Source organism: Streptomyces sp. TG1A-60, from assembly GCF_037201975.1.
Lineage (GTDB): Bacteria > Actinomycetota > Actinomycetes > Streptomycetales > Streptomycetaceae > Streptomyces.
In genome coordinates, this window is record NZ_CP147520.1 from 5,598,905 (window position 1) to 5,613,675 (window position 14,771).

Annotated in this window: 10 protein-coding genes; 8 read left to right on the forward strand and 2 right to left on the reverse strand. The window is 71.9% G+C overall.

Annotated features, from left to right (window positions below; genetic code table 11):
* Positions 1-73 precede the first annotated feature (73 nt).
* Together WBG99_RS24305 and WBG99_RS24310 are read right to left on the reverse strand one after the other, a co-directional pair.
* Positions 74-1,687 carry an NADH-ubiquinone oxidoreductase-F iron-sulfur binding region domain-containing protein gene (locus tag WBG99_RS24305; RefSeq protein ID WP_338898337.1) on the reverse strand — a complete coding sequence of 538 codons (1,614 nt, stop codon included), beginning with the start codon at positions 1,685-1,687 and terminating at the stop codon, positions 74-76.
* On the reverse strand, positions 1,684-2,955 hold the full coding sequence (locus WBG99_RS24310; RefSeq protein WP_338900471.1) for a cytochrome b/b6 domain-containing protein: 1,272 nt from the start codon (positions 2,953-2,955) through the stop codon (positions 1,684-1,686). Before WBG99_RS24310 ends, WBG99_RS24305 begins: the two co-directional genes overlap by 4 nt.
* Before the next feature lie 589 nt (positions 2,956-3,544).
* Between WBG99_RS24310 and leuS the strand changes: the two genes are divergently transcribed.
* The 8 genes from leuS to holA all read left to right on the forward strand — a co-directional run bounded on the left by leuS (position 3,545) and on the right by holA (position 14,585).
* Positions 3,545-6,409: a leucine--tRNA ligase gene (leuS, locus tag WBG99_RS24315; protein WP_338898338.1), complete on the forward strand. Its 2,865-nt coding sequence runs from the start codon at positions 3,545-3,547 to the stop codon at positions 6,407-6,409.
* Positions 6,410-6,612: 203 nt separating this feature from the next.
* Positions 6,613-7,419, forward strand: coding sequence for a hypothetical protein (locus tag WBG99_RS24320; RefSeq protein WP_338898339.1), 807 nt, complete (start codon positions 6,613-6,615; stop codon positions 7,417-7,419).
* Between the two features lie 81 nt (positions 7,420-7,500).
* A complete protein-coding gene (locus WBG99_RS24325; RefSeq protein ID WP_338898340.1) occupies positions 7,501-8,346 on the forward strand; it encodes a DegV family protein in 846 nt (281 codons plus the stop codon).
* Positions 8,347-8,533: 187 nt separating this feature from the next.
* Positions 8,534-9,712, forward strand: a complete 1,179-nt coding sequence (locus WBG99_RS24330) for a ComEA family DNA-binding protein (RefSeq protein WP_338898341.1) — start codon at positions 8,534-8,536, stop codon at positions 9,710-9,712.
* A gap of 80 nt (positions 9,713-9,792) precedes the next feature.
* Positions 9,793-12,354, forward strand: coding sequence for a ComEC/Rec2 family competence protein (locus WBG99_RS24335; protein WP_338900472.1), 2,562 nt, complete (start codon positions 9,793-9,795; stop codon positions 12,352-12,354).
* A gap of 4 nt (positions 12,355-12,358) precedes the next feature.
* Entirely contained in the window at positions 12,359-13,204 is an 846-nt protein-coding gene (locus WBG99_RS24340; RefSeq protein WP_338898342.1) for an arylamine N-acetyltransferase, read from the forward strand.
* Between the two features lie 4 nt (positions 13,205-13,208).
* On the forward strand, positions 13,209-13,454 hold the full coding sequence (locus WBG99_RS24345; RefSeq protein WP_338898343.1) for a hypothetical protein: 246 nt from the start codon (positions 13,209-13,211) through the stop codon (positions 13,452-13,454).
* A 144-nt stretch (positions 13,455-13,598) separates the two neighbouring features.
* Complete coding sequence (holA, locus tag WBG99_RS24350; protein ID WP_338898344.1) at positions 13,599-14,585, forward strand: DNA polymerase III subunit delta; 987 nt, start codon at positions 13,599-13,601, stop codon at positions 14,583-14,585.
* Positions 14,586-14,771: the final 186 nt, after the last annotated feature.

The following is a 14,771-nucleotide window of genomic DNA, read 5'->3' on the forward strand; positions in this document are numbered from 1 at the left end:
CTTCGCGTTGTTGACGGTGACAGGCAGAAGGCCGGGCCCCTCCCTCTCGGGAACGGGCCCGGCCTTCGGGTGCTCAGCGACCGCTGCCCAGGGCCCGACGGCCGCGGACCTGCGAGAGGACCGGCAGGTTGCGGGACGGGGCGGAGGCGCGGTTGTCCTCCTCGACGCGCAGGGCAAGGGCGGGGCAGCGGCGTACCGCGCGGAGGGCCTTGGCCTCGGCGTACTGGGGGACCTTCGCCTGGGCGACGGTGGGGAAGCCGTCGGCACCGAGCTGGAAGACCTCCGGGAGGACGTCGGCACACAGGCCGTGGCCCCGGCAGAGCGTCCAGTCGACGAAGATCCTCTGGCGGCTGGCGCCGCTCTCCTCGCCGGCGCCGCCAGGGATGCCGGTCGGCATCCTGCCGCCCTCGAAGAGCGGCAGCACGCCCTCCACCGGGCGTCCGCAGCCGTTGCCGAGGACATGCGCGGCGAGGTCGTCCGTGAACGCCTTGATGGTCGACTCCAGGAACATCGCGGAGCCGTCCGGGTGCGAGCACGCGCCGCGCCGCTTCACGTTCTTCGCGACCTGCTTGAGGGCCTCCAGGGCGGCCGGTCCGCCGCCGTTGAGAATGTCCTCCATGCCGCGCGCGGCGGCCGGCAGACCGAGGTAGCAGGGGCCGCACTGGCCCGCGCTCTCCTCGGCGAGCCACTTGGCGACCTGGAGCGACTCGCCGAGGGGGCAGGTCTCCTGGCTGATCGGCAGGATCGCGCCCGCGCCGAGCGCGCCGCCCACCGCGTCCAGCGAGTTCCGTGAGACGACCGCCTCGTTGACCGTCGCCGCGTCGATCCACTTGCCGTGGTAGCCGCCGGTCAGCACGCCCTGCGGGACCGGGGGCGCGCCGGCGAGCTGCAGGATGTAGCGCAGCGGCACGCCGGTGGGCGCCTCGATCACCATGGGGCGGGCGACCGCGCCGGAGACCGTGAGCATGACGGTGCCCGGCTCGTCGTACAGGCCCGTGTTGCCGTAGCGCTCGGAGCCGATGCGGGCGCCGATGGCGAGCTGGGCGAACGTCTCGGCGTTGGAGAGCAGGGTCGGCGCGCCACCGACACCGCTCTTGGACGCGCTGGTCTTGCGGCCCGGCGGGATGGCCGGACCGCCGTCGATCGAACGGATCAAGGACGCGGCGGCGCCGGTGATCATGCGGACCGGGTTGCGCTGCACACTCGCGCGGATGGCGGCGCCCCGCCGGTTGCTGAGGCCGCGCTCGGCGAGGGCGGCCTCCATCGACCGCTGGGTGGATTCACGTGTCACCCCTATGACCAACTGGCGGGCGCCCAGCGCCTCCGCCACCAGCAGGGCGCCGTCCAGGATGAGATGCGGGGCACGGTTGATCAGGACCGTGTCCTTGCGGCAGGCGGGTTCGTCCTCGCTGCCGTTGACGACCACGACGGGTCGGATGCCGCGCTTGATCGCCGACTCGGCGACCGACCGCAGCTTCTTGTGGAACGGGAAGCCCGCGCCGCCCCTGCCCTTCAGGTTGATCCGTTCGGAGAGTTGCGCGAGCTGTTCGCCGCCCATCGGTTCGAGCGGACCGTGCACCTTCAGGTGCATGGGGAGGTCGAGTCTCTCGACGAGGTCGAAGCCCGAGGTGAGCTGGGGGAGCCCCACCACACGGACTTCGGGCACGTCGGGAAGGGCCTCGTTCACTTAAAGCCTCCGGAAGGCGCGTTCCAGGGTTCACCTGAGTTCGGCGCGTCGTAGTCGAACGCGCCGGACACGGTTTCAGTGGCGGGACCGCTGTTGTACGTGTCGTTCGGGTTGTACGTGTCGTAGGGGGTGTTCGTCTCAGCCGTTCCGTAGGAAGTTTCGGAAACCCCCGTGTCGTACGTCTCGCCCTGGTAGGTCTGGCCCGGGTACGCAGGCCCCGTGAGCGGCTGACCGGCGAAGGTGTCCTGCATCGGGTCGTATGCCGACGGGGGCGCCTCGCCGACCGGCGGCGGGGACGGGGCCGGCCAGCGGGTGCCCGTGCCGCCGCCGTCGTCCATGCGGGGCATGGCCTGCGTGGGCTGCATGTCCAAGGGCTGCTGCTGGGTCAGATAGGGAGCCGTGGGTTCCGGGGAACGCGGGCTCATCGACACCGCGCGGTACGCCGCCGCGAAGCCGGGGCCGGAGTCGGCCGACGCGGACGCCGTCCGCTGCGGAGGGACAAGCGGGTCGCCGAGCGAGGGGCTCTCGCCGCCGAAGCCGGGCAGCGGGAACTGTCCGGTGTCGCGCACCTGGTCGCGCTGCCCGCCTTCGCGCCGGCCGCCCTCGCGGCGACCCTCGGGCTCCTCGCGCGACTGCAGGGCGCCGCGGGACTTCATGAGATCTTCGACCGCGGGGGGCCGCTGGCCGTCGGTGCCCATCATCCCGGTGATCCAGTCGACCACCGTGCGCTTGACCGGGCGGGGCGCGGCACGCAGCAGCAGCGCGGCGGCGACGGCGACGAGCGCGAGCGCGTAGAGGATCATGAAGAACGGCTTCGCCGGGCGACCCGCGTAGAGTCCGTGGACGAGCGCGAAACACCAGGCGGGGTAGGCCATCATGTGGTACGCCCGCCAGCGCGCCGCGACGGGCGCCGGGCTCGCGAAGCGGCTGCGGAGCGCGCCCGTGACAGCCGTGGCGATTATGAGCAGCGCGGCCAGCGAGCCGAAGCCGATGAGTACGGCCCTGCCCGCGAACTCCTCGTCCGAGAGAGCGAGGCTGAAGGGGATCAGCGCCGAGAGGAACGTGGTGTGGCCGAGCCCCACCTTGACCGCGATGTGCACCAGGAGGAAGACGACCGAGGCGATCGCGGTCGTCCGGTGCACCCCCTGCGCCATGATCCGATGGCGCGCCGTGAGGAGGACCCGGTCCTGGGCGATGAGTCCCCAGATCACGGAGGCGCTGAGGCAGACGAGCGACAGGACACCCGTACCGAAGTTGAAGAACTCCATCAGCCAGTCGTCTACGGTGCCGTCGTCCGTCGTCTCCGCTACCACGGCATACCTCCCCACATCGCGATGAAGGGCGTGCACAGCGGAACGGCGGCCGTCCCGGCGCCGTGGGGCGACCGGCCCGGCGCGGGGAGCGGGCCGTTACTGCTACGAGGGTTCATAGAGGCGACTCCGAACAGTTCGGGAAAGCGGGTCCCGTGACTCGCACTCTAGGTGGAGCCAAACCGGGCAGTACGAGGTTTGGGCCATCGCGTTGTTATCAAAGGCCAATCTCACATTGGCGATGCACCTTAGAGACCGTTACGCGAAGTAACATTTGAACGATGTTCAACTTTTTGGCTGATTCTGATGGCTGACAATCGACGCTCGCGTGTCCATGGAGCTCGTCGCGACGCGCGCGGAGGCTGCGGTACCCTGATCCCATGCGTGCCGTACGCCTTCTGCTTAGCGAGCCGCGCTGATCAGTCCCGGCCACCGGTGAACCGGGTGGGTCGGAATCGGCGCGGCGTCCCCTCCTGTGCGAGGGGATTTTTCGTTTTCGGACAACGAACAGCCGCTGGCAGAGACGATCGATGGAGCTTTGAGGATCATGAGCGAGACGAACCCCGCTGCCGCCGAGGTGGCCGCGCCGCACCGCTACACGGCCGCCGTCGCGGCCGAGATCGAGGCACGCTGGCAGGACTTCTGGGACGTCGAGGGTACGTATGCGGCGCCCAATCCCAAGGGCGATCTGGCGGGCGATCCCGAACTGGCCGCCCGGCCCAAGAAGTTCATCATGGACATGTTCCCGTACCCCTCCGGTGCGGGCCTCCACGTCGGGCACCCTCTGGGGTACATCGCCACCGACGTCTTCGCCCGCTATCAGCGGATGACCGGCCACAACGTCCTGCACACCCTGGGCTTCGACGCCTTCGGCCTGCCCGCCGAGCAGTACGCCGTGCAGACCGGCACGCACCCGCGCGTGTCCACCGAGGCCAACATCGAGAACATGAAGGTCCAGCTGCGCAAGCTGGGCCTGGGTCACGACAAGCGCCGGTCGTTCGCCACGATCGACCCGGACTACTACAAGTGGACCCAGTGGATCTTCCTGCAGATCTTCAACTCCTGGTACGACGACGAGGCGCGGAAGGCCCGCCCGATCGCCGAGCTGGTCGCCCAGTTCGAGTCCGGTGAGCGGGCGCTGCCCGGCGGCGGCTCCTGGAGCGCGCTGAGCGCCACCGACCGAGCCGACGTCCTGGGCGAGTACCGCCTGGCGTACGCCTCCGACGCGCCGGTCAACTGGTGCCCCGGCCTGGGTACGGTGCTGGCCAACGAGGAGGTCACCGCCGACGGCCGCTCCGAGCGCGGCAACTTCCCCGTGTTCAAGGCCAAGCTGCGCCAGTGGAACATGCGCATCACCGCCTACGCCGACCGTCTGCTGGACGACCTGAACGAGCTGGACTGGCCCGAGGCCATCAAGCTGCAGCAGCGCAACTGGATCGGCCGCTCCGAGGGCGCCCGCGTCGACTTCCCCATCGACGGCGAGAACATCACGGTCTTCACCACCCGCCCCGACACCCTGTTCGGGGCGAGCTACATGGTGCTGGCCCCAGAGCACCCCCTGGTCGACAAGTTCACCCCGGACGCCTGGCCCGAGGGCACCCACGACGTGTGGACCGGCGGCCACGCCACCCCGGCCGACGCCGTCACCGCCTACCGCGCCCAAGCCGCCTCGAAGTCCGACGTCGAGCGGCAGGCCGAGGCCAAGGACAAGACCGGCGTCTTCACCGGCTCGTACGCGACCAACCCGGTCAACGGCGACCGGGTCCCGGTCTTCATCGCCGACTACGTCCTGATGGGCTACGGCACCGGCGCGATCATGGCCGTCCCGGCGGGCGACCAGCGCGACTTCGAGTTCGCGCGCGCCTTCGAACTGCCGATCCGCTGCATCGTCGAGCCGACCGACGGCCGCGGCACGGACACCTCGACGTGGGACGAGGCCTTCACGTCGTACGACGCGAAGATCATCAACTCGTCGAACGACGACATCTCCCTGGACGGGCTGCCCGTCGCCGAGGCCAAGGCCCGCATCACCGAGTGGCTGGCGCGCAAGGGCATCGGCGAGGGCACGGTCAACTTCCGGCTGCGCGACTGGCTGTTCAGCCGCCAGCGGTACTGGGGCGAGCCCTTCCCCATCGTCTACGACGAGGACGGCATCGCCCACGCGCTGCCCGAGTCGATGCTGCCGCTGGAACTGCCCGAGGTCGAGGACTACTCGCCGCGCACCTTCGACCCGGACGACGCCGACACCCAGCCCGAGACGCCGCTGTCGCGCAACGCGGAGTGGATGAACGTCACGCTGGACCTGGGCGACGGCCCCAAGCGGTACCGGCGTGAGACCAACACCATGCCCAACTGGGCGGGTTCCTGCTGGTACGAGCTGCGCTATCTGGACCCGCACAACTCCGAGGAACTGGTCGATCCGGAGGTCGAGCGGTACTGGATGGGCCCGCGTGAGGGGCAGCCGCACGGCGGTGTCGACCTGTACGTCGGCGGCGCCGAGCACGCCGTGCTGCACCTGCTGTACGCGCGTTTCTGGTCCAAGGTGCTGTACGACCTGGGCCACGTCTCCTCCGTCGAGCCGTTCCACAAGCTGTTCAACCAGGGCATGATCCAGGCCTTCGTCTACCGCGACAGCCGTGGCTTCGCGGTGCCGGCCACCGAGGTGGAGGAGCGCGACGGCGCGTACTACCACCAGGGCGAGAAGGTCAGCCGCCTGCTGGGCAAGATGGGCAAGTCCCTGAAGAACGCCGTCACGCCGGAGTCGATCTGCGCGGAGTACGGCGCCGACACGCTGCGTCTGTACGAGATGGCGATGGGCCCGCTGGACGTCTCCCGGCCGTGGGACACGCGCGCGGTGGTGGGCCAGTTCCGGCTGCTGCAGCGGCTGTGGCGCAACGTCGTCGACGAGGCGACCGGCGAGGTCACCGTGGTGGGTACCGAGCCCGGCGAGGACACCCTGCGGGCCCTGCACAAGGCCATCGACGGCGTACGGCAGGACCTGGAGGGCATGCGGTTCAACACCGCGATCGCCAAGGTCACCGAGCTGAACAACCACCTGACCAAGGTGGGCGGCCCGGTTTCCCGGTCCGTCGCCGAGGCCCTGGTGCTGCTGGTCGCGCCGCTGGCCCCGCACATCGCCGAGGAACTGTGGCGCAAGCTGGGCCACACCGGCTCCGTCGTCCACCAGGACTTCCCTGTCGCCGACCCCGCGTATGTCGTCGACGAGGCCGTCACCTGCGTCGTCCAGATCAAGGGCAAGGTCAAGGCCCGTCTGGAGGTGCCGCCGGCCATCTCCGAGGAGGAGCTGGAGAAGGTGGCCCTGGGCGACGAGAAGGTGGTCGCCGCGCTGGCCGGGGCGCCGATCCGGAAGGTGATCGTGCGGGCGCCGAAGCTGGTGAACATCGTCACGTAGGCGCAGGTGGGGGAGGTCGCGTCGGCGTAGCGGCGACTGATCGAGCGGTACACGGCGGGCAGCGGATGGGGGCTTCCCCTACGGGCAGGTTCGGGGTTCCGGTACGGGCAGGTTCGGGGTTCCGGTGGAACTACGGACCTGTCCGTTGCGTTTACCGTTGAAGAGGGCCGCAGCACATCTCGTGCCGGTCGAAGGAGGAGCGCGTGGAAGCCGTGATCGCAGTCGTCGCCCTGCTCTTCGTGCTGCTCGTGGTACTGGGGGCGTACGCCACGGTGAAGGCGGTCGGCGCGGCCAAGCGCGGCGTGGACCGTACGATCACACAGGCCAGGCGGACCGTCGAGGACACCACTCTGCGCGCCAGGAGCCTCGCCCAGCCTGGACCGGTGGGACAACTGGCCGATCTGCGACTGAAGTTGCGCAGCTCGATGCGGGCCACGCAGGAGGCGTTGCAGGCGGGCGTGGGCGAGGACGAGTCCCTGAAGGAGTCCCTGACCCTCTTCGAACAGCTCAGCAAGCACGGCCGGGAGCTGGACGACGAGCTTCGACGCCTGGAGCCCGAGCCCGACCGCGCGAAGCTGTCCCAGCTGCTGCCCGCGCTGCGGGAGCGTACGGAGCGGATCATCAAGTCCGCCGACTCGCTGCGCTGGGCGGCGCACGACCGGGCCCGCAAGTTCGCGGAGGACGGCCTGGACACGCTCAGCGCGCAGATCGACGTCGAGGCGGGCGCACTGCGGCACTGGACGACCGAGCCCGAGTCCGTGTGGCCCCAGGCCCCCGAGACCCACACGCCCGAGGTCCGGAAGCCCAAGGCCCAGGCATCCAAGGCCGAGCCCACTCCGGTCTGGCCGGAGGCGCCGAAGCCCGAGTCCAGTGCCTCCACCGGGCAGACGTGGCAGGAGACGCCCGAGTCCCGCACCGCCGAGGAGTCGCCCCGGCCCGCGATCACCCCGCCGGCAGCGCGGCCGACCTATCCGTGGCAGAAGAAGCCCCGCCCGGAGAGCACGACTTGAGCCGGTCGGCTCGGTCTGCCCGGTCGCGGGCGGGTGGGGTCGGGCTGCCGTCGGCCGGACTTGGCGGGTAACCTCCAGCTCATGTCCCGCCATGTCGCGATCGTCACCGATTCAACGGCCTACCTGCCGCCGCCGGCGATGGAGCGTCACGGCATCACCGCGGTGCCGTTGACCGTGGTCCTCGGCGACCAGGCGCTGGAAGAGGGCACCGAGATCTCGGCCCGATCCCTCGCCCAGGCGCTGCAGAAGCGACGGTCCGTCACCACCTCCCGCCCCAGCCCCGAGCTGTTCGCGGAGACCTACCGCAGGGTCGCGGAAACGGGGGCCACTGGCATCGTCTCCCTCCATCTGTCCGCCGAGTTCTCGGGCACGTACGACGCGGCCGTGCTCGCCGCGCGCGAGGCACCCGTGCCGGTGCGCGTGGTGGACACCGGGATGGTCGCGATGGCCCTCGGCTTCTGCGCCCTGGCCGCCGCCGAGTCGGCGGCGGCGGGCGGCACGGTGGACGAGGCCGTCACGGCCGCCGAGAAGCGGGCCGCGGGCACGTCCGCGTTCTTTTACGTCGACACCCTGGACTATCTCCGCCGGGGCGGGCGGATCGGCGCGGCGCAGGCCCTGTTCGGTTCCGCGCTGGCGGTCAAGCCGCTGCTCCAACTGGAGGGCGGTCGCATCGAGATGCTGGAGAAGGTCCGTACGGCCTCCCGGGCGATCGCCCGCCTGGAGGAGATCGTCGCCGAGCGGGCGGGCGGCGCGCCGGTCGACATCGCCGTCCATCATCTCGCCGCGCCCGAGCGGGCCTCGGCGCTCGCGGAGCGGCTGCGGGACCGGGTGCCAGGGCTGGCCGATCTGCATGTGAGCGAGGTCGGGGCGGTGATCGGGGCGCATACGGGGCCCGGGTTGTTGGGAGCGGTTGTCTCGCCTCGGTGAAGGGCGTCGGCGATGTCTTGTCTCCGGTGGGTGTCCTGTCTCCGGTGGGTGTCTCGTGTCCGGTAGGTGTCTCGTTTCCGGTGGTTAGTCGCTCGTGTGAGTGACGGAGTTATCCACAACTGGGCGGTAATCCACGGGAATGGAGCAAGATCATCTCCAGTGCGCGGTCTTGCCTGATCCTCGTCGCATGGCACTTCGATCACGTTCACGTACTGCGACGGTCACCAGTGGTCCGGGCCGGGGCCCGTCCTCCGACGGGCGTGCCCGACACCGCTCCCGACAGCCCCGGGGCAGGGTCGGCCGCCGCCGGGCCTCGGCGGAGACGCTCCGCCTGCGCGCGGAGGCACTCTTCCCCGAGAGGGGCAGGGAGCCACGGGAGTCGGGGCATGGGCCGCCGGGGGAGTCCAGCGACAGTACGAGGGTCGGGCTCGGCGTCGCCCGGGCGGATGAGGCCGAGAGGCCCGGCGGTCCTGCCAGGGACGACGGCGTGGACGAGTCCGGGAGCCGGGCCGGCCATGACGTTCCGCGTGAGGATGCCGCCGGAGGCCGCCTCGCCGCTGTGAGCGGTGTCGACGGCCGGGCTGTCGGCTGTGATGCGAGGGGTGGGTGGCGGGAGCGGGTCGGGCCGGCGGTGCGGGAGCGGCTGCCGTTGTGGTTGCAGGTGCGGTGCGGCATCGAGCGGAAGAGCGCCGTCGCGCTCAGTGTGGTGCTGGTCGTCGCGGCGGCGTTCGCGGCACAGCATTTCTGGACGGGCCGGACCCAGCCGGTGAGGGCGCCCGAACTGGTGCGGGCCGGGGCCCCGGGTGGTTCGGGGGGCGGGGCGGCCTCCTTCGGTGATACCGGTGGTGGCCGGGCGGCGGAGCCGGGCTCCTCGGCCGGGGCGATGGCTCCCACGGCCGGGCCCTCGATCGTGGTGGACGTCAGCGGCAAGGTGCGCAGACCGGGGATCCAGCACCTGCCCGCCGGTTCCCGGGTCGCCGACGCGTTGCGGGCGGCCGGCGGGGTGCGGCCGGGTGCGAACACCGACGGACTCAACCGCGCTCGCCTCCTGGTCGACGGCGAGCAGGTGCTGGTCGGCAGCCCGGCGCCGGTGCCCGGACCGGGCGCGGTGCCGGGTGCGAGTGGCGGCGGTGCGGCCGGTACCGGTGGAGGGGGCACCGGAGCGGTGCCCGCAGCCCCCGTGTCCCTCAACACGGCCACGGCGGACCAGTTGGACACACTGCCCGGCGTCGGCCCCGTCCTCGCCCAGCACATCATCGACTACCGCACCCAGCACGGCGGCTTCCGCTCGGTCGACGAACTGCGCGAGGTGAACGGGATCGGCGACCGCCGCTTCGCCGACCTGCGGAATCTGGTACGGCCATGACAGCGACGGAGAGGACACGGGAGCTGGCGGAGGGGGTGCCGACGGCAGCCGGGGCGCGGGGCGGTCCACGGCGTCCCGCCGTGCACGCGGCCTCCGGTAGCCGCCTCGGTGACGCGCACCCGAGGCAGGAAGGACCGACGGATCTGCGGCTCGTGCCACCGGCGTCGGCCGCCTGGGGGACGGCGGCGCTGATGGTGCACGCGTCTCCCGGGTGGGTCATTGGAGTGGTCGTGGTCTGTGTGGTCGTGGGCGTGACCCTGCTCGTCGCTCGGAGAGGACCGGCACGGTCGGGAGCGGGAGCGGGGGAGATAGAAGGAGCGGGGGAAGGAGAGGGAGCGAAGGCGGGGGACGGAGCCGGGGCCGGGGTCGCCGGGGCCTGGACGAAGGTGTCTGTTGCCACCGTGCTGCTGTGCGCCGGCGCGGCTGCCGCCTCCGCCGGGCTGCATGGGGCGGATCTGCGGCGTGGGCCCGTCCCGGACCTGGCCGAGCGGTACGCCCGGGTGACCGCGGAGGTGGAGCTCGCCTCCGACCCGCGGCTCACCCGCCCCCGGATCAAGGGCAACCACGTGGCCCCGAGCGCGGTGCTCCTCCAGGCCGAGGTACGCCGGGTGACGAGCCCTGACGGGACGGTCGTGGACACGCGCACGCCGGTGCTGGTCATCGTTGACGTGCAGAGGCGGTGGCACGGCGGCCCGAGTGGCGGAGGTGGTCGTTCGCCGTGGCTCTCGCTGTTGCCGTCCACACGGGTGCGGGTGGCGGCGCAGGCCGTGCCGGCGATGGTCGGCGGTGACCGGGTGGCGGCCGTGTTGCGGGTGCGGGGCGGTGGGGCGCCGGAGGTGGTGGGGGAGGCGAGTGCCGTGCAGCGGTTCGCGGGGCGGCTGCGGGAGGGGCTGCGGGAGGCGACCGACGAGCTGGACGCGGACGCGCGGGCGTTGTTGCCGGGGTTCGTCGTCGGGGACACCTCGCGGGTCACGGCCGAGTTGGACGAGGCGTTCAAGGCGACCGACCTGACGCACCTGCTCGCCGTCAGCGGGGCCAACTTCACGATCCTGCTGGCCCTGTTCATCGGCCCGCCGGGGCTGGCCCAGCGGGCCGAGCGGCGAGGGCTCGCGCCCCGTCTCGGGATTCCGCTGCGGGCGACCGCGCTGGTCGGCGGTGCGCTGACGCTCGGTTTCGTGATCGTGTGCCGGCCCGATCCGAGCGTGGTGCGGGCCGCGGCCTGCGGTTCGATCGCGCTGCTGGCCATCGCCACGGGACGCCGCAGGTCCCTCGTCCCCGCGCTGGCGACGGCGGTTCTGCTGCTGGTGCTGTACGACCCGTGGCTGGCCCGCAGTTACGGGTTCCTGCTGTCCGTCCTCGCGACCGGCGCCCTGCTCACCCTCGCCCCGCGTTGGAGCGCGGCGCTCCAGCGGCGCCGGGTTCCGCCGCGTCCGGCGGAGGCACTGGCGGCGGCGGGAGCCGCGCAGGCGGTGTGCGCGCCGGTCGTGGCCGTGCTGTCGGCCAAGGTGAGCATGGTGGCGGTGCCGTGCAATCTGCTGGCGGAGTTCGCGGTGGCCCCGGCCACGGTGCTGGGGTTCGCCACGCTGGCGACGGCCCAGGTGGCGATGCCCGTGGCCGAGTGCATCGCCTGGTGCGCGAGTTGGCCCGCCGGCTGGATCGCGGACATCGCGCGGACCGGTGCGTCGCTGCCCGGCGCGGGAGTGGACTGGCCGGGCGGTTGGACGGGCGCGCTGCTGCTCGCCCTCGTCATCGTCGTGATCGTCTTCGTCGGGCGGCGACTCATGAGCCATCCGTGGCTGGTCGGGGCCTGCCTGGTGGTGTTTGCGCTGGTCGTGGCGCAGCCACCGCCCCTGACGAGGGTGATCACGGGATGGCCACCGCCGGGCTGGCGGTTCGTGATGTGCGATGTCGGCCAGGGGGACGCGACCGTGCTCGCGGCGGACGACGGCGCAGGGGTGGTGGTGGACGCCGGTCCTGATCCGGTGCTGGTCGACCGCTGTCTGACGGCACTCGGCATCACCAGGGTCCCGCTCGTGGTGCTCACCCACTTCCACGCCGACCACGTGGCGGGGTTGCCGGGGGTACTGCGAGGGCGTGCGGTGGGGGCGATCGCGACGACGGGGTTCGAGGAGCCCGCCGACCAGGCCGAGTTCGTGCACAGGGAGGCGGCGGCCCGTCGGGTTCCGGTGACGCGGGCCGTGGCAGGGGAGGAGCGGCGCACCGGGGACCTCGCGTGGAAGGTGCTGTGGCCGTCGGGCGACGCGACCGTACCGGACGGGCCGAACGACGCCAGCGTGACCATGCTCGTCCGCTCGGCCGGGCTGACCCTGCTGCTCCTCGGCGACCTGGAACCGCCCGGCCAGCGGGAGCTGTCGAGATCCCCGGCGGCGTCGGAGCTGGGAGCCGTGGACGTGGTGAAGGTCGCCCACCATGGTTCGGCCTACCAAGACCCGGGCCTGATACGCGCGATGAGCCCGAGGCTGGCGCTCATCTCGGTGGGCGCGGACAACCGGTACGGACACCCGGCGCCGCGTACGGTCGCGGCGCTGCGGGCCGGGGGCGCCACGGTGCTGCGTACGGACGAGGACGGCTCGATTGCGGTCGCGGGTACGGCGAGGGAGTTGCTGGTGGCGAGAGACTGACCTCATGGACACCGCAGAGCTTGACGCCTACCTTCGCCGCCTCGGGGCCGAGCAGCCGGCCTGGCCCACCGTCGACGTACTGCGGGAACTGCACCTGCGCCACCTGCGGGCAGTGCCGTTCGAGAACCTGTCGATCCACCTGGGAGAGGAGATCGTCCTGGAGGAGAAGCGGCTGTTCGACAAGGTCGTCGGGGAGCGCAGGGGCGGGTTCTGCTACGAGCTGAACGGGCTGTTCGGGGCGCTGCTCGCGGCCGTGGGGTTCGACGTGACGCTGCTCGCGGCGCGGGTGCACGACGAGGAGGGGAGGCTCGGCATCCCCTACGACCATCTCGCGCTGCGGGTGCGGACGGTGGACGGGGGCGACTGGCTGGCCGACGTCGGGTTCGGGGCGAACAGCCACTGTCCGCTGGAGTTCGGGGACCGGGGGGAGCAGGAGGATCCGGGCGGCACGTTCCGGGTGGTCGAGGCGGACCGGGAGAGCGGCGGGCGGGAGTTCGGGGACCTGGACGTGTTCCGGGACGGCAAGCCGCAGTACCGGCTGGAGGTGCGGCCGAGAGTGCTCGGGGACTTCGTGGCCGGGGCCTGGTGGCACAGCACCTCACCGGCCTCCCACTTCACCCGGTCGCTCGTCTGCTCCCGGCTCGACGAGGGCGGCGGACGGATCACCCTCAGCGGTCGCACCTTCACGGTGACGTCGGCGAGGGGCGACCGGCAGGTGACCGAGCTGGTGACGGACGCGGAGGTGCTGGCGGTGTACCGGGAGCGGTTCGGGATGGAGCTGGGGAGGGTGCCGGAGGTGGGGAGGGAGAGGGGCGCGTGGGGGCGGCTCGGGCCGGATCCGGGAACATAGGTGCGTGAGCGATGTGAGACATGTGCTGGTGCTGCCCGACCGTGACGCCGCGGAGGAGGCGGCCCAGGTGCTCGGGGAGCGGTTCGCGCTGGAGGAGGAGCCGCAGCTGGTGCGGGACGCGCTGGCCGGGGAGGACGACGCGGAGGACGCGCAGTGGCTCCTGGTGCTGCGGGACGAGAACGAGCGGCTTGATCCGGTGGCGTTGGACGAGTTCGCGGGGGAGTGGGAGGGATGGCGCGAGGAGCCGTAGCGCTCGGCTGGGGGTGCCGGGTGGCTGCCAGGTCGTTCGTCGGCCACGGGCCGGTGGGGGTGCTCGCGGGGTTCTCGGCGCCCCTTGCGAAGGCGGGGCTGCCGCGCGGTCGGGTTGTCAGTGGGCCGTGGGATGCTGTGCGCGATGGCCAAGAAGACTGCGAATGACGACCCCCTCGCCCCCGTGACGCTTGCCGTGGGCCCGGAGGAGCTACTGCTCGACCGTGCCGTGCGCGAGGTGGTGACCGCTGCCAAGGCCGCCGACGCCGACACGGACGTACGTGATCTGTCGCCGGACCAGTTGCAGCCCGGCACGCTCGCGGAGCTGACGAGTCCGTCGCTCTTCGCCGAGCGGAAGGTCGTCGTCGTACGCGACGCGCAGGATCTGTCGGCCGACACGGTCAAGGACGTCAAGGCGTACATCGGGTCTCCGGCGGAGGAGATCACCCTGGTGCTCCTGCACGCGGGCGGGGCCAAGGGGAAGGGGCTGCTGGACGCGGCGCGCAAGGCGGGGGCACGGGAGGTGGCGTGCCCCAAGATGACGAAGCCGGGGGATCGGCTGGCGTTCGTGCGGGGGGAGTTCCGGACGTTCGGGCGGTCCGCCACGTCCGAGGCGTGCCAGGCGCTCGTGGACGCGATCGGGAGTGATCTGCGGGAGCTGGCGTCCGCGGCGGCGCAGTTGGTCGCGGATGTCGAGGGGACGATCGACGAGGTCGTGGTCGGGCGGTACTACACGGGGCGGGCCGAGGCGTCGAGCTTCGAGGTGGCCGATAGGGCCGTGGAGGGGCGGGCGGCGGAGGCGTTGGAGGCGCTCAGGTGGTCGCTGGCGACCGGGGTGGCACCGGTGTTGATCACGAGTGCGCTGGCTCAGGGGGTGCGGGCGATCGGGAAGCTGTCGTCGGCGCGGGGTGGGCGGCCGGGGGATCTCGCGCGGGAGCTGGGGATGCCGCCGTGGAAGATCGATCGGGTGCGGCAGCAGATGCGGGGGTGGACGCCGGACGGGGTGGCCGTCGCGTTGCGGGCGGTGGCCGAGGCGGATGCGGGGGTGAAGGGCGGAGGAGATGATCCCGCGTACGCGTTGGAGAAGGCGGTCGTGACGATCGCGCGGGCTGCGCGGTCGCGCCGAGGCTGAGTTTTCTCGCCCCCGCCGCGCCTACCCGTCCCCTCCGCCGTGGCGTTGCCCCTGCGACCCCGGGCAAGGGTCTGCGGTGAGTGGGCGGGTGCGGGCGCGTCGTGGATTGTCGCGCAGTTCTCCGCGCCCCTGGAAGTGCGCGGTTTGCCGTGGCTCTCAGTGCGGCGCGGTCTGCCGCGCCCTGCA